Origin of the sequence: Amphritea japonica ATCC BAA-1530 (assembly GCF_016592435.1) — a bacterium.
GTDB classification, from domain to species: Bacteria; Pseudomonadota; Gammaproteobacteria; order Pseudomonadales; family Balneatricaceae; genus Amphritea; species Amphritea japonica.
Genome location: NZ_AP014545.1, coordinates 595445 through 620320, shown reverse-complemented (window position 1 = coordinate 620320; position 24876 = coordinate 595445). Strand labels below are relative to the sequence as shown.

22 protein-coding genes and 1 tRNA gene are annotated in these 24876 nt (G+C 46.9%); 5 read left to right on the top strand and 18 right to left on the bottom strand.

The genetic code is table 11. The features are described 5' to 3' along the window. Positions 1-63 precede the first annotated feature (63 nt). The 11 genes from flgJ to AMJAP_RS02830 form a co-directional block, all read right to left on the bottom strand. A complete protein-coding gene (gene flgJ, locus AMJAP_RS02880; RefSeq protein ID WP_156815254.1) occupies positions 64-1149 on the bottom strand; it encodes a flagellar assembly peptidoglycan hydrolase FlgJ in 1086 nt (361 codons plus the stop codon). A gap of 5 nt (positions 1150-1154) precedes the next feature. Further along, positions 1155-2246, bottom strand: coding sequence for a flagellar basal body P-ring protein FlgI (locus AMJAP_RS02875; RefSeq protein WP_376787804.1), 1092 nt, complete (start codon positions 2244-2246; stop codon positions 1155-1157). Between the two features lie 23 nt (positions 2247-2269). Then, positions 2270-2944 carry a flagellar basal body L-ring protein FlgH gene (flgH, locus tag AMJAP_RS02870; protein ID WP_019622999.1) on the bottom strand — a complete coding sequence of 225 codons (675 nt, stop codon included), beginning with the start codon at positions 2942-2944 and terminating at the stop codon, positions 2270-2272. Positions 2945-2966: 22 nt separating this feature from the next. Then, complete coding sequence (flgG, locus tag AMJAP_RS02865) at positions 2967-3752, bottom strand: flagellar basal-body rod protein FlgG (protein WP_019623000.1); 786 nt, start codon at positions 3750-3752, stop codon at positions 2967-2969. A gap of 36 nt (positions 3753-3788) precedes the next feature. Next, the gene (flgF, locus tag AMJAP_RS02860; RefSeq protein WP_019623001.1) at positions 3789-4532 is read right to left on the bottom strand and encodes a flagellar basal-body rod protein FlgF; all 744 of its coding nucleotides are present in this window, start codon (positions 4530-4532) and stop codon (positions 3789-3791) included. Between the two features lie 165 nt (positions 4533-4697). Beyond that, on the bottom strand, positions 4698-6713 hold the full coding sequence (locus AMJAP_RS02855; RefSeq protein WP_019623002.1) for a flagellar hook-basal body complex protein: 2016 nt from the start codon (positions 6711-6713) through the stop codon (positions 4698-4700). A 15-nt stretch (positions 6714-6728) separates the two neighbouring features. After that, the gene (locus tag AMJAP_RS02850; RefSeq protein ID WP_019623003.1) at positions 6729-7409 is read right to left on the bottom strand and encodes a flagellar hook capping FlgD N-terminal domain-containing protein; all 681 of its coding nucleotides are present in this window, start codon (positions 7407-7409) and stop codon (positions 6729-6731) included. Between the two features lie 32 nt (positions 7410-7441). Further along, a complete protein-coding gene (gene flgC / locus AMJAP_RS02845) occupies positions 7442-7876 on the bottom strand; it encodes a flagellar basal body rod protein FlgC (protein ID WP_019623004.1) in 435 nt (144 codons plus the stop codon). A 2-nt stretch (positions 7877-7878) separates the two neighbouring features. Then, entirely contained in the window at positions 7879-8280 is a 402-nt protein-coding gene (flgB, locus tag AMJAP_RS02840; RefSeq protein WP_019623005.1) for a flagellar basal body rod protein FlgB, read from the bottom strand. A 258-nt stretch (positions 8281-8538) separates the two neighbouring features. Further along, complete coding sequence (locus tag AMJAP_RS02835) at positions 8539-9360, bottom strand: CheR family methyltransferase (RefSeq protein WP_315972440.1); 822 nt, start codon at positions 9358-9360, stop codon at positions 8539-8541. 48 nt (positions 9361-9408) lie between these two features. Further along, positions 9409-10344, bottom strand: a complete 936-nt coding sequence (locus AMJAP_RS02830) for a chemotaxis protein (RefSeq protein ID WP_019623007.1) — start codon at positions 10342-10344, stop codon at positions 9409-9411. A gap of 69 nt (positions 10345-10413) precedes the next feature. On the opposite strand from AMJAP_RS02830, the gene flgA reads away from it, so the two are divergent. From flgA to AMJAP_RS02810, 4 genes are all read left to right on the top strand, one after another. Continuing rightward, positions 10414-11115: a flagellar basal body P-ring formation chaperone FlgA gene (gene flgA, locus AMJAP_RS02825; protein ID WP_019623008.1), complete on the top strand. Its 702-nt coding sequence runs from the start codon at positions 10414-10416 to the stop codon at positions 11113-11115. 117 nt (positions 11116-11232) lie between these two features. Beyond that, positions 11233-11544, top strand: coding sequence for a flagellar biosynthesis anti-sigma factor FlgM (gene flgM / locus AMJAP_RS02820; protein WP_019623009.1), 312 nt, complete (start codon positions 11233-11235; stop codon positions 11542-11544). A gap of 8 nt (positions 11545-11552) precedes the next feature. Beyond that, on the top strand, positions 11553-12041 hold the full coding sequence (locus tag AMJAP_RS02815; protein ID WP_019623010.1) for a flagella synthesis protein FlgN: 489 nt from the start codon (positions 11553-11555) through the stop codon (positions 12039-12041). Positions 12042-12101: 60 nt separating this feature from the next. Further along, positions 12102-12177 (top strand) — tRNA-Arg (locus AMJAP_RS02810). Between the two features lie 67 nt (positions 12178-12244). Here the strand turns inward: AMJAP_RS02810 and AMJAP_RS02805 are convergent. Then, positions 12245-12424: a hypothetical protein gene (locus AMJAP_RS02805; RefSeq protein ID WP_019623011.1), complete on the bottom strand. Its 180-nt coding sequence runs from the start codon at positions 12422-12424 to the stop codon at positions 12245-12247. Between the two features lie 112 nt (positions 12425-12536). Next, positions 12537-14171: a tetratricopeptide repeat protein gene (locus AMJAP_RS02800; RefSeq protein WP_019623012.1), complete on the bottom strand. Its 1635-nt coding sequence runs from the start codon at positions 14169-14171 to the stop codon at positions 12537-12539. A gap of 310 nt (positions 14172-14481) precedes the next feature. On the opposite strand from AMJAP_RS02800, the gene AMJAP_RS02795 reads away from it, so the two are divergent. After that, the gene (locus AMJAP_RS02795; protein WP_019623013.1) at positions 14482-15405 is read left to right on the top strand and encodes a histone deacetylase family protein; all 924 of its coding nucleotides are present in this window, start codon (positions 14482-14484) and stop codon (positions 15403-15405) included. Positions 15406-15707: 302 nt separating this feature from the next. Here the strand turns inward: AMJAP_RS02795 and AMJAP_RS02790 are convergent, their stop codons facing one another. The 5 genes from AMJAP_RS02790 to AMJAP_RS02770 all read right to left on the bottom strand — a co-directional run bounded on the left by AMJAP_RS02790 (position 15708) and on the right by AMJAP_RS02770 (position 24838). Continuing rightward, positions 15708-17009: a sodium ion-translocating decarboxylase subunit beta gene (locus tag AMJAP_RS02790; protein WP_019623014.1), complete on the bottom strand. Its 1302-nt coding sequence runs from the start codon at positions 17007-17009 to the stop codon at positions 15708-15710. A gap of 13 nt (positions 17010-17022) precedes the next feature. Then, positions 17023-18804, bottom strand: coding sequence for a sodium-extruding oxaloacetate decarboxylase subunit alpha (oadA, locus tag AMJAP_RS02785; protein ID WP_019623015.1), 1782 nt, complete (start codon positions 18802-18804; stop codon positions 17023-17025). Between the two features lie 60 nt (positions 18805-18864). Then, positions 18865-19101 (bottom strand): OadG family protein, encoded by a 237-nt coding sequence (locus AMJAP_RS02780; protein ID WP_019623016.1) that lies wholly within the window; start codon positions 19099-19101, stop codon positions 18865-18867. Positions 19102-19370: 269 nt separating this feature from the next. Further along, on the bottom strand, positions 19371-20828 hold the full coding sequence (gene thiI, locus AMJAP_RS02775; RefSeq protein ID WP_019623017.1) for a tRNA uracil 4-sulfurtransferase ThiI: 1458 nt from the start codon (positions 20826-20828) through the stop codon (positions 19371-19373). A gap of 140 nt (positions 20829-20968) precedes the next feature. Then, positions 20969-24838, bottom strand: coding sequence for a VCBS domain-containing protein (locus tag AMJAP_RS02770; RefSeq protein ID WP_201356402.1), 3870 nt, complete (start codon positions 24836-24838; stop codon positions 20969-20971). Positions 24839-24876 lie beyond the last annotated feature (38 nt).

Genomic DNA, 24876 nt, shown 5'->3' with positions numbered 1-24876 from the left:
CTATCGGCAAAGCAGGGAGCAGACAGGTTTCACCTAGACACTGCTCTCTTTAGCGGCCAAAAACTAACTTTCTTTAGTATCTGAACCAGGATTCAAACCGGCCAGAACATCCCCATCAAAAATCCTACTGATCTTTTCCGCATACTCGGGGTCGGTGGCATAACCCGCTTCCTGTAACCGGCTCAAATACTGATATGGGTCTCCAGCCTGCTCCAATGCATGCTGATAGCGCGGACTGTTTCGCAAAAACTCTGCATAATCACGGAAGCTGGCCTCATACGAGTCATACACCCGAAAGGCAGCGCGCTCCTTTTGCGCCACGCCATCGCGAAATTCAACGGTACCAACGCTGGCATTCTCACCAGACCAGCGACTATCAGCCTTAATATTAAAGAGGTTATGACTACTCCCCCCCTCTGGTCGCTGAACCAGGTATCGCCCCCAGCCGGTTTCCAATGCTGACTGCGCCAACAACACCTTAGGATCGACTCCCAACTCAGCTGCAACCGATTCAGCCAGCGGTAACAATGTTTGAACAAACTGCTCTGGCGTTTCAAAGCGTTGCGGCTGCGCCTTTTCAACAACGGCTTCCGGAACAGAGGCTTTAACTTTTAATTCAGGTGTCACCGACGTAGCAACATCTGGCACTGTACTGACTGATTCTTCTGCTTTAGCCTTCTCTATTGCCCGGCTATTAGCCTGTGCCTGACCGAGAATCGCAGAAGCAGCCATGCTTGCCGCTGTATCAACGGTCCGATTCAACATCCGCTCTGATTCAGAAAGCGGTTTGATTCGCCCTTCCTCATCCTGTCCATCATTCAGTCGAGGATCGAGATTGCCACCCAACTGCCGAACCAACACTTCTGCCAGTCCTATTCCTTTATTTTCAGCCAACTCTTTCGTCAACTGGGAATCAGACATCTCTTGATAAAACTGAACTTGAGAACTATTGAAGTAACTGTCTTCTGAAAAAGTAGCGTTGGCATCGCGCATACTCTTCACAAGCATATTCAGAAATAGCTGTTCGAACTGTTCTGCCACTGACTGCAAGGCTTTAGGATCATTGTCCCTTGCCTGCTGGCGCAGCTTATTCATCTCGCCCAATTCAGTGTATAACTGAGCATGTTGAGTCGGATCAGTTTTCATCATCGGCCTCAGATCACTATCAGTTCAGCTTTCAGAGCGCCAGCCTGTCGCAGCGCTTCCAGAATAGCCATCAGGTCACCGGGCGCGGCACCTACCTGATTAACCGCCTGTACGATCTCCTGCAGTGATGCCCCAGGAGAAAATTCAAACATATGGCCACTACCTTCATCTACCTCGATACCTGTACGGGGAGTGACCACAGTATCACCTCCGGCCAGTGCATTCGGCTGATCAACATTAAGATCTTCAGTGATAGCGACTGTCATACCACCGTGGGTAATCGCAACAGGTGATACACGTACGTTCTGACCGATAATGATGGTGCCGGTACGCGAGTTTATAATCACCTTTGCTACTTCCTGTGCGGGCTGAACCTCAAGATTTTCCAGTACAGAGAGAAAAGAAACGCGCTGATTAGGATCACGAGGCGCTGACACCCGAATTGAAGTAGCATCCATTGCCTGCGCCATCCCCGGTCCCAGCAGACTATTCACCTGCTCAGCCACACGGCGAGCCGTCGTAAAATCAGCATGATTCAGGTTCAACACTAAACTATCTCCCTGAGCAAAAGCATTCGGGACCGTCCGCTCTACCGAAGCACCACCGGGAATGCGACCAACACTAGGGACATTCAAAGATAACCGTGAACCATCTGAACCCTGCACACCAAAACCAGACACGACGAGGTTACCCTGGGCAATAGCATATACCTGCCCATCAGCACCTTTCAGGGGCGCCATAATTAAGCTCCCGCCGCGCAAGCTTTTTGCATCGCCTATAGTAGAAACGGTTACATCTATAACCTGACCCGGCTTAGCAAACGGAGGCAGATCAGCATGCACTGCTACAGCAGCAATATTCTTCGATTTAGGGTCAATATTTGGCGGAATAGCCACCCCAAAGTTATTCAACATATTACGGAACGTAGCAGAGGTGAAAGACGTTTTATCACCGGTTCCATCAAGACCAACAACCAAGCCATAGCCTACTAGCTGGTTACTCCGAACCCCCGCCACCGAAGATAGATCCTTTATTCTTTCAGCTTGTACTGCGGAACTAAGCAACGCAGTCATAAAAGCGATTATCCAAAAACTTTTCATCATCTTATCTCCGCTTTGTCCGCTCAAAATGGCCATAGCTGGCCAATAAAGAACTTCGATAGCCAACCCATTGAGTTAGAGTCATTCAACTCACCTGAACCACTGTAGGTAATCCGGGCATCCGCTAACTGAGTAGACAGCACTGTATTACTGGTTGAAATATCCTGTGGTCGAATCATCCCGCTCACACGAATATATTCATCACCCTGATTAAGGGTTAGCCACTTCTCACCCTTCACGATCATCAGACCATTCGGCAGTACCTCATGAACCGTCACAGTAATATTGCCATTCAGACTATTACTCATATCGGATTTACCCTCACCTTCAAACGCGGTGGTCGAGTCACCGGTACTGGCACTCAAAGGTTTACCTAAGATGGTTGGCTGAATACCGAAGACGGTCGGTGAAGCCAGCGTTTGAGAATTTGACTTATCCACACTGGTTTTATTGCTTTTAGTTGAAGAGGTACTTTCCTGAAGCACAACAGTGATGATGTCACCTAACCGATGCGCACGACCATCGCCATATAAGCTATTACTGGTTGCAGCATTAAAGATAGAACCCGTTACCTCACGGGGCGCTGTCATTGCCTGCGGGCGAACCGGTGCAAAATGCGGGCTATCTGGCTTAGGCGGAGCACTGACGCAGCCCTCCAGAACCAGAATTGCAGTGAGTATAGTTAACAGTCGTTTCATCACTTACCTCCTCAACTCAGGCTTACAGATTCTGTGTCACGTAGGACAACATCTGGTCTGCAGTTGAGATCACTTTTGAGTTCATCTCATAAGCACGTTGCGTTGTAATCATATTAACCAGCTCTTCTACCGCATTAACGTTAGAGCCCTCTAACATCCCCTGACGCAGTTGACCCGTTCCGCCCTCACCAGGATTTGCCAGCGTAGGCGTACCACTCGCAGCAGTCTCAAGATACAGATTCTGACCATAAGCCTGTAATCCCTGAGGGTTAACAAAGTCCGCTAACTGGAGTTGCCCCACTTGCTGTGGTGCGGCACTCCCCTGCACTATCACACTGACAATGCCGTCAACGCCAACAGTCATCGACTGCACTTCTGCAGGCAAGGTTAAGCCCGGATCGAGCAGGTAGCCTTCGGAAGTAACTATTTCATTGTCCGAATTCAGCTGAAACTGACCCTGACGGGTATAGCCGGTATCCCCATTAGGCAGTGTGACTTGCCAGAATCCCCGACCAGCGATAGCAATATCAAATGCCTCCCCGGTGGTTTGCATCTCTCCTTCCTGAAACAGCTTTTGCGTACCGGCTACCCTGACACCCGATCCAAGCTGCAACCCTGAGGGGAGCTGTGACTCTTCTGCCGACTGAGCACCGGGCTGACGCTGGATCTGATACATCAGATCTTCAAACACCACCCGGTCTTTTTTGAAGCCAACCGTACTAACGTTAGCCAGGTTATTCGATATAACCTTCAGGGACGTGTCCTGCGCACTTAAGCCTGTTTTTGCTACAAAGAGGGCTCCATGCATAACTATTCTCCACCCTTAATATTCATTATTATTCTGTTACTGAAGCGATAAAATACGCGCAGCAGCAGAGGAGTTCTCTTCAGCCGTCTTCATCATCTTCACATGCATTTCGAATTGACGCGCCAGATCGATAATTGAGGTCAGCTCAGTTACAGAGCTCACATTGCTTGATTCAACAAAACCGGAACGAAGCTTCACCCCTGCATCCGGCAATAACGGCTGATTATTGCCGGTATGCATAAGGCCATCGGTACTTTTAAACAGCTCCCCGGATTCAGGCTTAACGAGTTTGATCCGGTCCAGAATAGCCAGTTCAGACGCACCAGCACCCAAGGGTTTTATGGTAATGGTGCCATCACCACCAATATCTAACTTTTCAAAAGGCGGCAATGTAATGGGTATCCCGCCATTGCCCATGACACGTGCACCAGAGCCCGTTACCAATTGATTGAACTGATTTACCTGTAACTCTCCCTGCCGGGTATAAGCTTCATTACCATTGGCATCAATGACCGCCAGCCAACCATCGCCATCCACCGCTACATCGAGTGAACGGCCTGTCTGCATCAGTGTTCCGCTGGCCGTATTAGTCGCTGGTCGCTCTGCCATTGCATAAACACGGGACTCATGACCTTCACCATAAACCTGCATCGCCCGCGCTTGAGCAAAGTCTGCTTTAAAACCGGTGGTTGTCGCATTCGCCAGGTTGTTGGCGTGGGCTTGCTGAGAGCGCATGGTTTCCCGCGCCCCACTCATTGCCAGATACAACACTTTATCCATTGGATTCCCCGCTTGCCGCCTTCACGCTAAAACGGTCAGACATTGCCGCTTTAGTGGTTTAAATTCTCTATCAGGTAAAATGCAATGGTTGTGCCAACAAATCACACAGACATAAAAAAAGGCGACCGAAGTCGCCTTTTTCTGTTACTTGAGAGTAATACTTGATCAGATCTGCAAAATCGCCTGAGTCACAGTATTCAAGGTCTCCAGCGTTTTAGAGTTCGCCTGGAAGTTACGCTGCGCTTCAATCAGCTTTACCAACTGCTCTGACAAATCAACGTTAGACTGCTCTAAAGCACCAGAACGCAAAGTACCATTAAGACCCGTACCTGGAGGGTTAGGGATCGCGTTACCCGAACTTAACGATGCGGCCCACTGGGTATCACCCACCGGCTGCAAGCCTGCCTGATTTTCGAAGGTAGCAACCGCAACAACACCTAGGGTCTGGTTTTGACCGTTACTAAAGCTCGCTACCATCTCGCCGTTCAGACCGAAACTCACACCGATCAAATCGCCTTTCGGGTATCCGTTTTGCGCTGAAGACTTCTTAATTGAATCCGACGCAAACTGGGTAGTATTGGTCAGATCAAGCTTAATAACACTCTGTGAGTCGGTATTATTCGCCAGAATCTGATCGTTTTCATTAAATCCCTGCACGGTAAGCTGCGGGATAGCCAGCGTACTGGTAACTGTCTGACCATTAATCTCGGTAATATTACCGTCCAGATCATTAAACTTCATCAGGATAGGGCCTTTCTCAGGAAGAGAGCCCGCCTCACCTGGATCAGGATTTTTACCGATAACCAACAATTGATCTTTTTCGCTATCTTCAGGATCTAGAAGATAAGCATACAATCGATAAGTCCCTTCGTAGCTATTATCACCATCAACTGCCAGATCAGGTGTTAATGTGCCGGTGCCACCGCCCGGTACCGCTACACCCGAAAATGGATTTATCGGACCGGAAAGTACTTGCATTGCCAACGTCGTATTCGAAATATCACCACCCTCTGCACGATAATTCACCAGCATACGAGGGGAGCCGGTAGACAGGTCCAGGGAGAAAGATTCAATATTACTATTCGTATTAGAAATAGTAGTGCGCTGAGCATTAACTTCGTTGACAATATCCTGCGCGGTAATACCGCTTGTACCGGTATCAATTGAGATAGTCACACCAGAAACACTCAACTCAAGAACAGCATTAGCACCACCAAAGAGTGTCGAGGACGTTGCACCGGTGAAGTTAAAATAATGTTGCTCGCCAGCCGTCAACTCCGTGACTTCTTCATTGGTTAACGCAACACCACCATCAGCGGTCACCAGATCACCGTACTGAGTTGAGTCAGACTTAAAGATAACCTGAATCTTGCCTGCCGATGGCTGATCAAGAACCACATCAAAAACGCGGCCGTCTGCAGATTGCAACGTTGACAGAACCGCGTCATCCAGAGTACCGCCTGCACCGGTAAAGTCTGCCGTATTAAGCGTTACACCTGAGACCTGAAAGGCACCAGCACCTGCATAATCATAGGTGTGAGTTTCTTTAACCGGACGCTGCTCAACATAGTTATACTTTATTGCAGAGCTATCACCCAGGGCATCTATTCGCTCCATCGTGGTCGAATACGTATACGAGCCTGGAATATCTTTATCGTAGAGTGACTGCAGCTCATTGGCATCCTTACGTGAATCAATATTCACTGAAAGGTCCATCGTATAAGTAGCCTGAGGACTACTCTCTTTTTCGCTAACAGACAGATTACCCAGCGGCAGCTCAATATCATTTACAACCGGATACCCTCGCAGATACTGACCGGTTTTATTAACAATAAAGCCATCTTTATCGAGTTCAAATGCACCGGCACGCGTGTAGGTCAAACCACCCTGATCGTCCGCCAATTGAAAGAAACCCGCCCCATCGATCGCCAGGTCCAGGTTGCTATTGGTAAACTCTGTTGTACCCGCAGCAAAGTCCTGGGCAATATCGGTTACCGTAACACCGGAACCCGGAACATTACTTGATCCAGCACCGACAACCGCCGACGTATAAATATCGCCAAACTCGGTACGAGAAGCCTTAAAACCCACCGTACTGGAGTTGGCAATGTTGTTACCGGTCACATCAAGATCAGTTGTTGCTGCCTTCAAACCGGTAATAGCAGTATTAAAACCCGCCATGGTGTTCTCCTCGCTTTACCCTATCTGTTTAATATCACTTAGCGACACTGCACCCGCCTCGGTATTCACTTTCATACCGATGCCGTTTTGTCCCAAAGTAACGCTATTTACGTTGTAACCTATGTAACTTGCTGCCAGCTGATATTCACCATCAACCTGAGCTTCAGCTACCACACGGTAACTGCCTTCAGGGCGGTCGCCGGCATTCCATTTAAAGTTATGATCGCCCACGTTTTGAGCGCCCATACTAAATTGTTCAACTTTGTCGCCATTGGCATCATAGATCGTCACCCGTACATCCGGAGAACTCACGGGTAATTCAATCACACCGCTGATCTCTTTGGACTCACCGACAACCGCCTGATCAGTCTTGGCATATACAGTCTGCCCCACCAACGAAGACGCTTGTAAGGCGGCCTGGCTCGACAGAAGTGAAGACGACATATCTTCAACCGTGCTATTTAGTTTATTGATACTTTCAACCGTACTCATGCTAGAAATTTGCTGCATAAAGTCAGTCGTATCTGCCGGACTAGTCGGGTCCTGATTTTGAAGCTGCGCAATCATCAGCTTCATAAACATTTCACTATCTGCACCACTGCTACTGTCAGCAGAAGATGAGGTAGATCCCGCATTATTCTTGGCATTAATCTGGTCAAAGACCGATTGTGTATTGTTGACGTTATCAACACTCATAACATACACCTCATATCAAACACTCTCAGGGCTTACTGACCCAGAGTCAGTGCTCGCTGCATCATCTGTTTTGCAGTATTCATAATCTCAGCATTAATCTGAAAAGAGCGCGACGCTGAGATCATATCCGCCATCTCTTCAACAACATTTACATTGGGGTAGTACACATATCCCTTTTCATCCGCCATCGGATGGTCCGGGTTATACTCCTGTCGCAACGGCGCATCGCTTTCAACAATACCCGCTACATTAACGCCCTGGCCCGCCTGCACACCCAAAGGCACACTACCTGGCTGGAGGTTTTCCATCTGTTTCAATTCAAAAACAGGCTTACGTGCACGATAGGTTTCACCTTCACTACTACTCACGCTCTCAGCATTCGCCATATTGCTGGCAGTCGTGTTCAAGCGCACACTTTGAGCGCTCATCGCGGAACCAGCAATATCAAAAACATTACCCAGAGACATAATTACTCACCCTTAATCGCGTTACTTAAGCCTTTAAACTTTTTATTCAGGAACTGGAACGATGCCTGATAATCAACCGCATTCTCAGTGTACCGAGCCATCTCTTCCTGTACGTTGACGGTATTTCCATCGATACTGGGTTGATTTGGCATGCGGTACATCATCTCTGAAGCAAAACCAGAAGCGATCAAACCAGAATTATGAGCATCATCTGTATGTGTCATTTTCAACGGTTGCTGACCACTTTGAGCCCCTTGCAAAACACTCTTAAAATCAATATCGCGTGCTTTGTAATTCGGGGTATCACTGTTAGCAATATTATTCGCTAGAATTTCAGCACGCTGAATCCGCAAGCCAACTGCTTGCTCATGAATTCCTAATGCTTTATCAAAGCTAATCGCCATCGTCCTGCCTCAAATATTCCTATATCACCTATAATGCAAAGGCGATACCAAAATAAAAAACACTTTAATAACAACAAGTTAATAACTATCAATATATTAAGCGGCAACCGACTTCCGTTATAAAGCGGCAAAGCGGCAACGTAAAAGAGATAGCGGCAATAAAAAGAAGGAGGGGGAAAAGTAAACGAAGGGCTGTTGTGAATACGTTCTTGCTTGCGATATTCGAATGACGAAAAACGACTATAAAAAATACATTCCTTATTTTGCCTTATAAATAATACCCGGCCGACAATGAACCATCTCAAACAGATCATTTAATTCTGCAACTGATTCAGATGCCCCCAGAAGGAGGTAGCCACCAGGCTTGAGCGTTTTATGGATTTTCTGCAGAATTTCTCGTTTTCGTTCCGTCGAAAAATAGATCAAAACATTACGACAAAATACGATATCACAAGAACCGATTCCCACGTAGGAACCTAAAAGATTTAACTCACGAAAACGCACCCGGTTCTTAATCTGCGGCTTCAGCGACCAGGCTTCACTTTTTCCAGGCTCAAAAAAAGTTTTCAATCTATCCTGAGACAGCCCTCGCCCGAGTGCGAGCATCTCATACTCAGCCTGCCGTGCCTGTTCCAGCACACGGGTACATATATCCGTTGCAACAACCTCTTCACCATAACTGAATACACCTGGGTTTTCAGATTTGAACTCATCCAAAATCATACTAATCGAATAGGGTTCTTGTCCGGTTGAGCATGCAGCCGACCATATTTTAAGACGCTGCCCTGATAGAGAAGAGGCTAATTCAGGTAACAGTTTACCTTTTAAAATTTCGTAGGGGTGGATATCCCTGAACCAGAGCGTCTCATTGGTCGTCATTGCATTGATGACCTGCTCTTTCAGGTGACTTTTCCCCGGGAGACTCAGACTATCAACAAGGCGCCCTAATGAACCATACTGGCCATCGATCAGAATCTTACTTAATCGACTTTCCACCAAATACTGCTTATGTTTCGCCAACAGTATTCCGCACGCCTGTTCTAAAAAAAGACAAAATCGGTCAAACTCTTGTTCAGTTATTGTTATTTTATGCGCGTTCAGTGTTCTTTCTCCATCGCGTAAAGTGAATCAAGCCTCAACCACGTTAATTCGTGATACAACTGCTTCAGCCAGTTCATCCGGATTAAACTTACCGATAAATGCATCCGCACCCACCCGCTTAGCCATTGCCAGATTAAACCGACCACTCAATGAACTGTGCAGTACAACATACAGTGGTTTCAAGCGACTATCTTCACGAATCTTCTTTACCAGGGTATAACCATCCATTTCAGGCATTTCAATATCAGAAATGACCATCAGAAAAACATCTTTGACCTTATGATCTTTATCCGCCAGCTGCTTCAGTACATCTAACGCGGCCTGCCCATTGTTCGCAGTTGACACTTTAATATTTAAACTTTGCAGCGCCTTTTTTACCTGCGTCCGGGCAACACTTGAGTCATCTACAACCAGTATATGGTATTTAGACGCATTATCTCTGTCAGCGTCACTAATAGATGTCGATTTTACTTCTGTACTGACAGGAATCAGATCCGCTAAGACCTGCTCTACATCGAGAATTTCAATCAGGCCTTTCTCATACTGGACTACCGCTGTCAGGTAGTTTTTCTCATTGGTTTCGATTGGCGGCGGACTCACCTGATCCCATTTTGCGGGCAGGATACGATCAACATTACGCACTAAGAATGCCAAAACCCGACGATTATACTCAGACACAATCAGAAAGCAGTTCTGGCGATCACTTTCTTCTACCGGCACTCCGCCTATCGCTTGCGAAAGATCTATAACCGGGATAGTTTCCCCTCGAATATGAGCAAGACCTTTCAAAGCTGTCGTCTGCTTAGGGATACCCGTAAGGCTTGGGCAAGGCAATACCTCCCGAACCTTGAATACGTTGATGCCGTATTCCTGATCATCATTTAGCCCGAACAAAAGCAGTTCCAGACGGTTCTGGCCCGCCATGTTTGTACGTTGGTTTACAGTACTGTTTATACCTGACATGATGCTCTCTGTACTAAGCGTTACTAAACATTGCTTACTTCACCAGCAATGTAAACTTACGGATTTACCGTGAATAAAAACATTACCACTCTAATAGTCACACTTATAGCTATGTTAGCTGCGCCAGTAAAGAGCACGCTGGCCGCCAACCCTGAGTCTATCACTCAAAGAGCTCATCAACACCTGATTAAACAGTACCAGACAAACAACCCATTTGCCCGCACTGCCATCAAAGTTAAGCCACTACCTAAAGCATTAGACCTTAGACGCTGCGATACCCCTATCGCCTTTATCCACGCGCCCGGCAGCTCATCAAGAATTTCAGTAAAAGCAGTTTGTACTCACCCGGCATGGACAATTTTCATATCAGCAACAATCGAACAATGGCAACAGATCGTTGTTTCCAGTCGCGCCTTAAGCAAAGGTACCATTTTGGGGGATTCAGACATCTATCTCAGAGAATTTGATGTGAAGCGACTATCCTCTCCCTACTTCAGTAATCCCGCCGAGTTATTTGGCAGAGAGATGAAACGTGCTATCGCATCTAATCAAATAATATCTCCATCACAGGTTGAGAAAAAATTACTGATCCGTAAAGGCGACCTGGTCTATATTGAAGCCCAAAATGGTTCAATGTCCGTTCGAATGACCGGCACCGCACAACAAAACGGCTCTCTCGGTGAACAAATTTCAGTCACCAACACCCGCTCTGGCAAAAAGGTAAGGGGCTATGTAAAAGGCAGGGGAATCATATCAGTCAGTCCAGAATAGAGGCTCTCGCAGGCGGATAATTCAGCTGCTATAATGAGCGCATATTTCTTTATAAACTGTTAAAGTTTTCCCTCTACGCGCCGATAGCTGTATTAAGAACAGCATGAGGACCAGAAAATGGTTATTGATATCACGGGTTTATCGTCGACTACACAAGCGACTAACTCTCGTGCCAAGGTAAGTGATCAACCTGCCGCCGAGAGCAAAGCTCAAAAAGCTCCAGAGAGTGGAAACCTGTCATCTGGCGTGAGCTTGAGCGATGCCGCTCAGGCCATTCAGAAGAATGCTGAACAGCTGGTTGATGAAGGAATATCTGTTAACGAACAGAAAGTTGCTGAGCTGAAAGCCGCTATCGATGATGGAAACTATCAGATTGATTACGACAGCACAGCACGCAACCTGTTCCAGTTAGAAAGCCTGCTGGATTAAGCACTGCCGTGACACAGCTACCGCCACTCGAACACATCAATGCCCTGACGACTCAGGGCATTGCCTTTCTTGATACATTAAATAGCCTTCTGGATCAGGAATACGAAGCCCTGCAGCAGCGAAACATTGAGCAGCTACAAGAACTTGTTGAACAGAAGACCGAAGCGTTACAACAACTGGAAGAAAATAATCAGGTTCGAAATCAGCTTTTTATCTCGGCAGGCATCACGCCTGACAAGGCAGGCCTACAAGCCTTTCAAGCTGAATTAGACGAAGCTGATGCAAAGACTTTCTCAACGCTCTGGAACCAGCTCGAAAAAGTACTCTTGCAGGTCAATGATAAAAATAAACGCAATGAACTTATCATTACTCGAAATAGCAGAAATCTGGAACAGCTTTTAAGCATTCTCAGAGGCCAGAATCAGAAAAACACTCTCTACGACCAGAGCGGAGAGAAAGGCAATTACTCCGCACAAAATAGTCTTGGAAAAGCCTGATTTTTTTTGCTTTATCCCCGTGACCTAAAGCCCCAGACCAAGTAGAATTCACCTCGTCGCCTCCCCGTAGTTCAACCGGATAGAATAGGGCCCTCCTAAGGCTTAGATAGGGGTTCGAGTCCTCTCGGGGAGGCCATATTTTCTTTCGTTTTCGATAGCCACGCTATAGACGAAGACACCCCCTACAGCACTTCAACTCTCCATTACTCAATTTCTACCAGCAGTTCGTGTCCAACCACTTCATCTATCACGTCGTACGCTATCCTGTACTCTTTGCCTTCATATTTAACCACAGCATAGTCGTAGCACATTTTGACTATTATGCAGTTGGCAACACTGCCATCTTTAGCGACACGAATGATATTGCGATTATGCAGCAGCATAGTAAGACCACTTAAGTTGTAATGACGGATATCAGAATAGGAACTGGCGTAGAAGACCCTACAAGGTCATGAAACTTATAAAGCGGAGCACTTTTATGAGCTCCTATATATATTATTTTAACAATGACCCCAAAGAAGATGCCGGCAGATCTTCTATTGCCATACTCCGGTACTTTTTCAAAAGACGATTTTTACTGTTTAACTCACCTTCTAAAACTCTGCGTTCCACCAGGTTCAGATAACGATCAACCATCTTGAGCCGACCTTCACGCCGCTCAGAGTCATCCCTTGCCGTCTCCAGAAAGAGCTGGGCGAGATTTAATATCGCAGCGTGATTATTAAAATCGAAGTCAATTGCAGCACCAAAGGATTTAATCGCCAAACCAAATTTACCTGATAAATAATGCTTGATACCCAGGCGATTTGCCTTATCACTCATATCAGGATTTCGCTGTTTCCCAGCAGACGCTTTATCATCCACCTTAGCCGCAGGCTTCTCCAGCAGAGGCAGCGCATCTCCCGACATAACCAGGAGCTCGCGATCAATATCAACTGGGTTTTCAAGCTGACGATTAATCAGTTTAGCGTCTCTAAGAAACTGTTCTTTATCCTTTCGATCACCCATATCTTCTGCCAGCTGACTCCGAATAAGAAACGCTCTGATTTCTGACTCAGAATCTGCAGGGAACTGCTTTCGGGTACTAACAAGCAGCCCATCTATCTCATGCTGAATCTGATCTCGAGTAGCTTCATCACTACTCTTAACATCCATTCGCCGAAGATTTGCGAGCTTCAGATACGGCTCTGCAGAGCGATAACAACTATGACGGCCCAACGAAATTGAGCGTCTGTACGCCCCCTTTGCCAGATCGACTTCTTTAGTTTGTAGAGCGACTCGCCCTAACTCCATCTGCCGCGGGATACCCAGAGGTGCATGAGTTGTTGCCAGACGTAGAGTCTCTCTGGCTTGCTCCAGATCACCCATTTTTTCATGGACTTCAGCCAACAAATCATAAGCGGCAATCAATAACGGATTATCGAGTATCAGTTCCTGCAACAATTGCTCCGCAGCAGCCAGATCATCCAAACGACAATAAGCCTGACACAGATATAATCCGGCCTCCTTATCTCTGGATTCCCAATAGATACCGTCCAGTAATTCTCGTGCTTTGTCGTAGTCACCCAGGTCTAAAAGCAAAAAGCCTCTGAGTTTCTGAAGGTGATCATACTCCGGGTGTTGCCGATCGATCAGCGCCTCACAGATCTGCAAAGCCTGATTTTTGGCTCCGGATTCAATCGCCAGATCAACAGGACGCAGAGCTAACTTTCGCCGCATAATCTGATCAAGCCGGTACTTTAATTCTTCAATAGAAAAAGGCTTGGTAATGATATCGTCTGGATGACTGTCTATTGCATGCAGTACTACTTCTTGTGATGAGTCGCTGGTCATACAGATCCATGCTGCACTGGGCTTCACATAGCCTCTGTAACGAGCTTCTTCCAGAACCTGAACACCAGTAACACTGTCACTGGAATTATGCCCCAAGAGAATGACATCAAAATCACTTTGCGCAATCAAGGGGATAACTTTATCGTTGATAGTAACTGCTTTAACGTTATGAATGCCTAGCTCACGCAACATATAATAAATAGTCGAGCGCATATTACCGCTACTATCGATAAGCAAAACCTGCTTATCGGCATAGTCGACTTGTAATTCACCTGCATTGTTACGAAAAGCGGTCACGTGCCAGCCTTACCCTGAAAAAGTTGTGTCGAATCCAGTATAAAAGCCACACCCCTGAGTAGAAAGGAAAAATGTCTCAAAACGAGCTTAGTTTTCTCAAGACAAAAAAAAGCACCGGGTGTAGGGTGAAACACACGGTGCTAAATACAGTTCTATGCTGTGAAAGTCATAATATAGACTTCAGAAATACAGATACTGATCCATGTCAACAGTCGTAGCAGTAAAATCTTTATTCCCTACAACTTTTGAATAAGCGCTGGCAGAGTAGTAATCCAGTAAACTTAAGAAAAATAAACGAATTTGATCAAATATGACGACTGCATTTATTACCCATCACGATTGTGGCCTGCACAATATGGGGCCAGAACATCCAGAAAGCCCGATTCGCCTTCTTGCCATTCAGAAAGTACTGCAGAAGACCGGCTTAATCGAACAGCTTAAACAGATGGAATCGGTACATGTCACCCCTGAGCAGATTCAACTGGCACATGCCAACCTGCATCAGAAAAGACTGGAAATGAAGCAACCCGACGAAGGGGTTGTTTATGCCGATGAAGATACGGCCCTCTGCCCGGACTCGCTTCACGCTGCCAGCCTTGCCGCCGGCTCTAGTATATTGGCAACCAATCAAGTGCTATCTGATAAGGTCGATAATGCCTTTTGTGCAGTTCGCCCGCCAGGCCATCATGCTGAACACAACGCAGCTATGGGCTTTTGCTTTTATAACAACGTTGCGATTGGCGCCATGCACGCCCTGCAACAACCTAATGTAAACAGGGTTGCCGTTGTTGATTTTGACGTGCATCACTGTAATGGCACGGTCGACATCTTTAAAGATAAGCCGGAAGTTCTGGTTTGCTCTACCTTCCAGCACCCTTACTATCCTGAACGTTACTGTGACATTCAGAGGGATAATATTGTTAACTGTCCGATCGAAGCGCATACCCGCGCCTCAGTATTCCGTGAACAGTTAGAAAAGTACTGGCTTCCAGCTATTCAGAACCATAAACCGGATATTATTTTTATCTCCGCTGGCTTTGATGCACACCACGAAGATCCAATGGCTGATCTTAACCTTACCGAAGAGGACTACCGCTGGGCCACTCAGCTTCTCATGGACGCAGCGCGCACCACTTGTGGCGGACGCATTGTTTCTGTCTTAGAAGGGGGTTACAACCCCGTTTCTCTGGCATTTAGTGTGCAGGCGCACTTAGAAGTGATGGCTGGCTATTAGCCAGCAATCACTTCTATTAAGACCGGAAAGCAAGCTTTCCTAGCTAGACGTGACTGCGTCACTTGCTAGAACGGAGTCTTGGACTCCTACTAGTCGCTAGAAAAACATAAAACCGCCTGATGGCGGTTTTTTTATATCTATAAATCTACAGGCGTATTTTTTTTCTAGCTACTAGCAAGCGACGTAGTCGCGTCTAGTAAGGAGGAACAGCCTCCGGCTAGCTAGGAAAACTTGTTTTCCGGTCTAAGCGTTCAGCACAAAAAAAGGCTGCCATAAGGCAGCCTTTTTTAACATTGAAGCATTTAGCCTACAAACTTAATCATAACGCCTGCTGCAACCGCAGAGCCGATAACACCGGCTACGTTTGGTCCCATTGCATGCATTAACAAGAAGTTCTGAGAGTTAGACTCCAGACCTAATTTGTTAGATACACGCGCTGCCATAGGTACAGCGGAAACGCCTGCTGATCCAATCAGTGGGTTGATGGAGTTACCACCTTGCATCTTGTTCATAAACTTAGCCATCAGCACACCACAAGCAGTACCGATACCAAATGCAACCACACCCAATAGCAAGATACCCAGAGTTTCCACATCCAGGAACTTATCAGCAGAAAGCTTAGAGCCAACTGACAGACCCAGGAAGATGGTTACAATGTTGATCAAAGCATTCTGAGCTGTATCGCTCAAACGATCAACAACACCACACTCACGCATCAGGTTACCAAAACAGAACATACCCAACAGCGGAGCAGCATCTGGCAGCAACATAGCAACCAGCATCAGCAACACGATAGGGAACATAATCTTTTCAGTTTTAGGCACATGGCGCAGCTGAACCATAGAGATCTTACGCTCAGCTTCTGTTGTCAGCGCACGCATAATCGGCGGCTGAATCATTGGTACCAAAGCCATATAGGAGTATGCAGCTACCGCAATTGCACCCAATAGATCTGGAGCCAACAGAGAAGCCACATAGATCGCAGTCGGACCATCAGCACCGCCGATAATACCGATCGCTGCAGCATCCTGGATAGTGAAATCCATCACACCCAGAGTAGTCAAACCCACCGCACCCAACACTGTAGCAAAGATACCAAACTGCGCAGCAGCCCCGAGGAACAGTGTCTTAGGGTTAGCCAGCAGAGGACCAAAGTCAGTCATCGCACCAACACCCATAAAGATCAGAAGTGGCGCAACGCCCGATGCAATCGCTACAGTGTAGAAGTTATACATCATGCCATTGTTGTAGCCAGCATCATTTGCAGCATAAACAGCCGCAGTATGTGCCTGAGCAGCAGCAGCATTATAAGCTTCTTTTACTGCATAAGGATCAGTCGTATCCAATCCAAGTGCGGTCGCTAGAGAGCTAATAACTTCAGGACCCCCCAGGTGCAGCGCATTCTCAACGGCTGAGAAAGCAAGGCCTGCTTCTGGGATGTTGGCCATGATGCCGCCAAAACCGATAGGAACCAGCAATAGAGGCTCAAAGTTCTTGCGAATCGCAAGGAACAGAAGCAACAGGCCTACTAAGATCATGACGATCTGGCCCGGGCTTACATTGTATACCCCTGACGCGTGCCAGAGGTCTAATAGCTTATCCATTTAGAATCCGCCCTTACACCAATGTCAGCAGACTGTCGCCGACCTGTACAGTATCACCTTCCTTTACATCAACGGTAGAAACCGTACCCGCACGTGCTGCGCGAATCTCTGTTTCCATCTTCATTGCTTCAAGGATAACAAGTACATCACCTTCCTGAACCGCTTGACCTGTGGATACCTGAACCTTCCAGATATTTCCAGCCAGTGGAGCAGGAACAGACTCAGCAGGACCGCCAGCCGGTGCGGCGGCAGCAGGCGCAGCGGCGGCAGCCGGTGCAGCAGCAGTGATATCACCACCCTCTGAAACCTGAACAACGTAGTTCTGACCATTAACATTGATAGTGTAAGTCTGTGGACCAGTATTCTTAGGTGCAGCCATTGCTAGGGCGTCCTCTAAAGTAGGGGCGGGTTCAAATGCATCTGCATTCCCGCGATTTTCAAGGAATTTAAGACCAACTTGTGGGAATAGCGCATAAGTCAGAACGTCATCAATCTCGTTCTCACCCGTTGCCAGGCTAGCCCCTTTCTCTGCCGCCAGCTCTTTCAGCTCAGCAACCAGCTTGTCCATTTCAGGCTCAAGCATATCGGCTGGACGACAAGTGATCGCTTCACCACCATCCAGAACACGTGCTTGCAGTTCAGCGTTGTAAGGAGCAGGCGCTGCGCCATATTCACCTTTAAGAACACCCTGAACTTCTTTAGAGATCGTTTTATAACGCTCGCCCATCAGGACGTTGATTACCGCCTGAGTACCAACGATTTGTGAAGTAGGCGTTACCAGCGGGATCAGACCCAAGTCTTCACGCACCCGTGGAATCTCGGCTAACACTTCATCAAACTTATCTGAAGCGCCCTGTTCACGTAACTGGCTCTCCATGTTTGTTAACATGCCGCCTGGAACCTGAGCAACCAGGATACGCGAATCCGTACCTCGCAGAGAACCTTCAAATTTAGCGTACTTTTTACGTACTTCACGGAAATAAGCAGCGATCTCTTCCAATGCAAGCAGATCAAGGCCCGTATCACGATCAGTACCCGCCAGCGCGGCAACAACAGATTCAGTTGCTGTATGACCATAAGTCATAGACATTGATGAGATAGCCGTATCCACACGGTCAATACCGGCTTCTACAGCTTTCAGGATAGTCATATCAGACAAGCCCGACGTTGCATGTGCGTGCAATTGAACTTCAAGATCAGTCTGAGCTTTCAGGCGCGAAACCAGATCAAATGCATCATAAGGTGTCAGAATACCGGACATATCCTTAATCGCGATTGATTCAGCACCCATGTCTTCCAGAGTCTTAGCATACTCAACCCACATATCAGTGGTGTGTACGTTACTCTTGGTATAGGAGATGGTGCCCTGTGCGTGCTTGCCGCTTTCCTTAACAGCTTTGATCGCTGTTTCCAGGTTACGGGGATCGTTCATCGCATCAAAGATACGGAAAACGTCAACACCATTAGTAGCAGCGCGTTCTACAAACTTACTAACCACATCATCAGCGTAGTGACGGTAGCCTAACAGGTTCTGACCACGTAACAGCATCTGCTGCTTAGTATTCGGCATCGCTTTTTTCAGTTCACGAATACGATCCCAAGGATCTTCACCGATATAACGAATACATGAGTCAAATGTCGCTCCGCCCCAGCTTTCCAGGGACCAGAAACCGACTTTATCCAGTTTCTCAGCAATTGGCAGCATGTCATCGATGCGCATGCGGGTAGCAAACAGAGACTGATGTGCGTCCCGCAATACTACATCTGTAATGCCAAGAGGTTTTTTATCAGACATGGGTATAGGCCTTTTGTCGATTAATGCTCTTTAAAATAAATTCTTGGTTTTGGCTGCAAATCAGTGCTTACGGTATTGATGTACTGCCGCAGTCATAACTGCAACCAATTCATCACTACCTGTAGCAACAGGTGCAACAGCTGCTGGTTTGGCAGGCTCTGGAATAGCCTCAGGCGCCACTTTGGCAATCAGCTTTGACATAAAGCCGGTTGCAAAGACCAACAGGGTTAGGAATACAACAACGAATCCCATACCAAAGACCATCAAATTCAGGCCTTCCGACATTAGATTATCCATCTAACGGGTGCTCCTTCTTTGTAAGAAAACCATATGTCTGCTGCCGGCTTGTGGCCGCAGTATTACCCCGAAGGTTAAAACCGGTCGCAACAGAACAGATGAACAGTTAATAAATGGCTAACAATTAAACCTGAATTCTGCACTTCAGGCAACTAGTTAGATAGTATTAACAGCATAAAAAGTGCTTCTATCGTCTGTAATTAAACTACAAAATTCAGCGAAAAAGCCCTTATTTACGATGTTAATTATTTAAAAGCCCACAGCCTTAATCAAAGCTCTGGACGATATACTTTAACGTTCAAAAAGCCCTTTTCCTGCAGGTTCTGGGCATGCATCTGGCTCATTACTCCCTTATCACAGAACAAAAGATACTCTTTGCTCTGGTCCAATTCCTGAAATTTTTCTCCAAGAGAAAAGAAAGGGATTGTCAGCACTTCGACTTTAGGCATATTCAGCGGTTTACGCTCCTGCTCATTGCTATGCCTGACATCAATAATAACCTGATTATCACCAACCTTGGTTAACGCTTCGATTTCTGCGTGAACATTAATATCATCCACGATTTTATCAATAGTAATTACCTGAGCATTTTCCAATGCCTGATCTAAAACATCAAAATCGAAGTTAGCTTCCTCTTCTTCTATCCGTTCAAGCTTTGCGTTCGTTGTCGGCCGATCAGAGATAACGCCACAATACTCAGGAATGTTTTTAGCAAAATCATAAGCTCCTAGCTTCTTTGTGATATCGATAATGTCTTGCTTATCCATCGTAACCAGTGGGCGCACAACTAACTTATTGGTCACGGAGTCAATTACCTGCAGATTAACCAGCGTCTGGCTTGAGACCTGAGCAATACTCTCACCGGTCACTATCGCCGGCAATTTCATACGATCTGCTACTTTTTCAGCGGCACGCATCATCATCCGCTTAAGAACAACACCCATATGCGTATGATGAACGTTTTGTAATATTTCACCCACGACTTCATCAAAAGGCACAGAGATAAACTTAACCCGGGCAGCGCTGCCATACTTTTGCCAGAGATAAACGGAGATCTGTTTTACACCGATCTCATGGGCGCGGCCTCCCAAATTAAAAAACAGAAAGTGCGTTTTACTACCGCGACGCATGGTCATATAGCTGGAAACAACCGAGTCAAACCCTCCCGATATAAGTGATATAACATCTTCCTGCGTACCTAAAGGATACCCACCCTGCCCCTTATGTTGATGGGAGATCAAATAAAGATTCTCATCACGAATTTCCAGCTTAACCGTAAATTCAGGCGTATGAAGATCAACCCCTTTGGTATCACAGTGCTGAAGCAAACCACCACCTATATAACGCTCCAGGTCACCGGATTTAAAGTCGTGCTTACCCGCACGCTTAACACGCACCACAAAGGATTTACCTTTAACCTTATCCCCATAAACGTCTTTAGTGAGCTGAAACACCTCTTCAAAAGAGCCTAGCGCATACTGATCCACTTCTAAAAAGTGGGAAATGCCCGGCGTGCAGCTCATCAGCTCTATAACCTGTTCTCTCAGCTCAGCGCTATCAGAAGGGACCTCTACTTCAATCTTATCCCACAGTCCGCGTACTTTAATATCGTTATCCAGACGCTTAAGAGTTACCTGTAAATTAGACTGTAATCGCTGAATAAAGCGTTTACGCACGGGCTTACTCTTGATGGTTATTTCTGGAAATAGTTTAACGATAATTTTCATATTCGATTTCTGTACCGGATTAAAAGGCGGCCATTATACATTGGTGTGCAGGGGGTACAAAATTCATGCAACAAAAGCCACACTGCAGCATTCAACCAATAAAAAAGAGGCCGAAGCCTCTTTACAAAATTGCACGATATCTACCACTCAATTTTTTCAATACCCTCAAAGGTTAGCTCACTGCCATCAGCCATAGTGACCACACCTGAGGTATCTGGATTTAACTCCAGCGCTTGAGCCGCCATGTCATATTCTAACTCCTGGCCATCGACTGTAATGGTCCAGGGGTTATCCGGATCACTTGAACCATCAGCGCTCAACGCAACAGTATCTGCCCACCCTCCGCCGGTACCTCCGGAGAAATGATCATTTCCTTCGAATGGATTGTAGATATAGGTATCTGAACCATCACCGCCTTCGGCCTTGTCGTTGCCTGAGCCTCCAGTCATAAGGTCATCGCCATCACCACCTTTCAGCTTATCGTCGCCTTCTCCGCCAACCAGATAGTCATTACCGTCACCACCGTCCAGCTTATCCTTACCGGACCCTCCATCCAGGTAGTCATTGCCATCACCACCTTTGAGGTCATCTTTATCTGCCCCCCCATAGAGAGTGTCATCACCAGCGCCACCATCTAACTTATCTTTATCAGCGCCACCATCGAGGACGTCATCTCCTTCACCGCCCTTAAGGTCATCTTTATTGCCTCCTCCATAGATAAAGTCAGCTTCGTTGCCACCCTCCAGCTTATCCTTGCCACCACTCCCTGAAACTTCATTCATCCCTGAAGTGTCAGTATTTTCTTGACCGTATAGATCGTAGTCGATACCAGTCACATCTACTTCAGCAACTGGAGCACTATTAGTACCATTAACAACGATTTGCACTTGCTGTGTGTCTGTGGCGCCGTGCTCATCAGTCACCGTCACTGGGATTGTTAAGGTCTGACTTTCGCCTTCACCCATACTTTGATAGGCAGCATCAGCAGGATCAAAGCTGTAACTGCCATCAGACTCCAGTGCAAACCCCGCCGGAAGAGCGACTCCTTCAGCAAGCCCAAAGCTCAGTAAAGAACCATCATCAACATCTGTTGCACTCAACTGACCAGTGACCTTATTATCAAGCGCTGTCATGACCGTCTCAGTTAACTCAATGTTATCCAGACGCGCACCACGACCGTAATTCACAGCATCGCCAGTGGACACAAACTGGATATTCATTGACTCGCCTGTCCCGGTAAAGGTTACAGTCTGACTTTCCCAATCATTATCTGAATCCCCTGAACCATCAGGACGAACAGTCTCCAACACCTCTCCATTAACCAGCACCTGAAATTCATTTACATCTTCATCAAATCCCGCCCGGGCAGAGCAATCAAATGTCAGGGTATATGTAGCGCCATCTGTTGTATCAACATCTCGGTTAATACTTACTGCATCAGAATAATGATCTACTGCATCATCATTTAACTCAATGTACTGACCATCCCCTGTATGGCCATCCTTGCTATTCCAGACCTCAATCGCATCAGAGTTAGTACTCCAGCCATCAGCACTTTGAACAAAGGAAGACGATGCATCTACTGAATTAAATGTGGTGAGAAAAACAGTAGATGTTTCAGGTTGAGCATCTGGAACAGAAACAGTGGCGGTCACATCGGCACCGGCTACCGGGGCATCGTTAGTGCCGGTCACGGTGACCTGGATCTGTTGTGAGTCAGTCGCACCGTTTTCATCGGTTACGGTGACGGGAATGGTCAGCGTCTGGCTATCGCCTACACCCATACCATCGTACGCGGCATCGGCAGGATCGAAGCTGTAAGAACCATCACTCTCTAGGGTGAAGCCAGCCGGCAGACTGTCAGCACTGAAACTAACACTGTCGCCGTCTATATCAGACGCAGTTAATTGACCTGAGATCGCTGAGTCGCCTTCGGCAACAGTCGCAGTGACATCCGCACCGGCTACCGGCGCATCGTTGGTGCCGGTGACAGTAACCTGGATCTGTTGTGAGTCGGTTGCACCGTTTTCATCGGTAACCGTCACTGGAATGGTCAGCGTCTGGCTATCGCCCACACCCATACCATCGTACGCGGCATCGGCAGGATCAAAGCTGTAAGAACCATCACTCTCTAAAGTAAAGCCAGCCGGCAGACTGTCAGCACTGAAGCTAACACTGTCGCCATCCACATCGGACGCCGTCAGCTGTCCGGAGATCGCCGAGTCGCCTTCGGCTACGTTAGCCGTGACATCTGCACCGGCGACTGGCGCATCGTTGGTGCCAGTCACGGTTACCTGAATCTGTTGTGAGTCAGTCGCACCGTTTTCATCGGTGACCGTGACAGGAATAGTTAAGGTCTGGCTATCGCCAACGCCCATACCGTCATACGCTGCATCTGCAGGATCGAAACTATATGAACCATCACTCTCTAAGGTAAAGCCGGCAGGTAAACTATCCACACTAAAGCTAACGCTATCGCCGTCCACATCGGACGCGGTGAGCTGACCGGAGATTGCAGTATCGCCTTCGGCCACATAAGCCGTAACATTTAAACCAGCAACGGGTTCATCATTGGTACCCGAGATAGTAATCTGAACCTGTTGACTATCAGTGGCTCCGTTCTCATCGGTTACCGTAACAGGGATACTCAGAACCTGGCTATCACCTACAGCCATACCTTCATAAGCAGTATTACCTGGATCGAAACTATAAGAACCATCGGATTCCAGGGTAAAGCCGGCCGGCAGACTGTCCGCACTGAAGCTAACACTGTCACCATCCACATCGAAAGCAACTAACTGGCCGCCGATAGAACTATCACCCTCGTCGGTTACAAGGATGACATCCGTATCAGCTATTGGGGCATCATTAGTGCCAGCAATATTGATTCGAATATCAGCAACACTCTCTAGCCCTCCTGAATCAACAACTTTGACAGGAATAGTCAAAATTTGAGTATCGCCTACTCCAAGATGCTCATAAGCTTCATCTTCAGGATCAAAGCTATAATCCCCATCAACCGTCAACTCAAAGCCTGGCGGCAAAGAAAAGCCGTCAGCTATAACAAATGACAATTGCTCAGAAAGGTCTTGATCTACCGCCTCCAGCTCACCATTAAAGAGTGAGCCTCCTTCCTCAACACGGAAAGAAGCTGAAGATAAAACAGGGGCTTCATTAATATCATTTACATCAATAGAAACGGTCTCAGTAAAACTCTTGCCACCAGCATCCGTAACCGTAATCTCAACAGGCAAGCTCGACTGGGCTTCATAATCAAAGGAGGCACCGACTTTCACAACTAGCTCATTACCGACTATTTCAAATAGATCAGCCCCCTCACCAGTTAACTCAAACTGAAACCCATCAACATTATCAAAATCAGAGGCGGTGAGTGTTGCCACCACATCACCAGGCTGTAATGTCTCGTCAATAGACGTTTCACTTAGGCTGATACCATCCGGAGCAACATTAATAATGCCCTCATTAATTTCATTGATAAGGCTAGCTAACTCATCAAAACTAATATTAAGGGGTACATCGATCGCAAATTCGCTGGTATTACTAATCGCATTTACATTGAGCGAATAAATCACACCCTGCTGGGGGGTTAATGTTTCATTTAGAAGAAGAGCATCGCCCTCTACAGTAAATTGTTTATCATCCAGGCTAAAAGAAAAATCGGCCCCTTCAACCGGAATAGATAACGTCGCGATCTCAGTGCCTGCAGGAAGAGAGCCTTGCCCAGTAAGCGATAACAGCAAATCATTATTCAATTCAAAATTGAATCCGTCAGACTGTAATTCTGGAAGTACAGTGTCCTTCAGGTCATGATCAATACGCCCCTGAATATTCTGTTTAAAAAGCTCTTCCGAGCTAAGAGTGTTATGCCCAAAGACCTCTTCAGCCTCAGAGCGGCTCGGATTTATATGTGTAGTTGTTTCCTGATTAAATAGATCCGCCGATGCCGCTTCGCGTGCAGATTCAGGGGAAGTGTTTTCTTCATCAGCCATAACTCGCCTCTACTACCTATAAATCCAAAAGAGCTTTA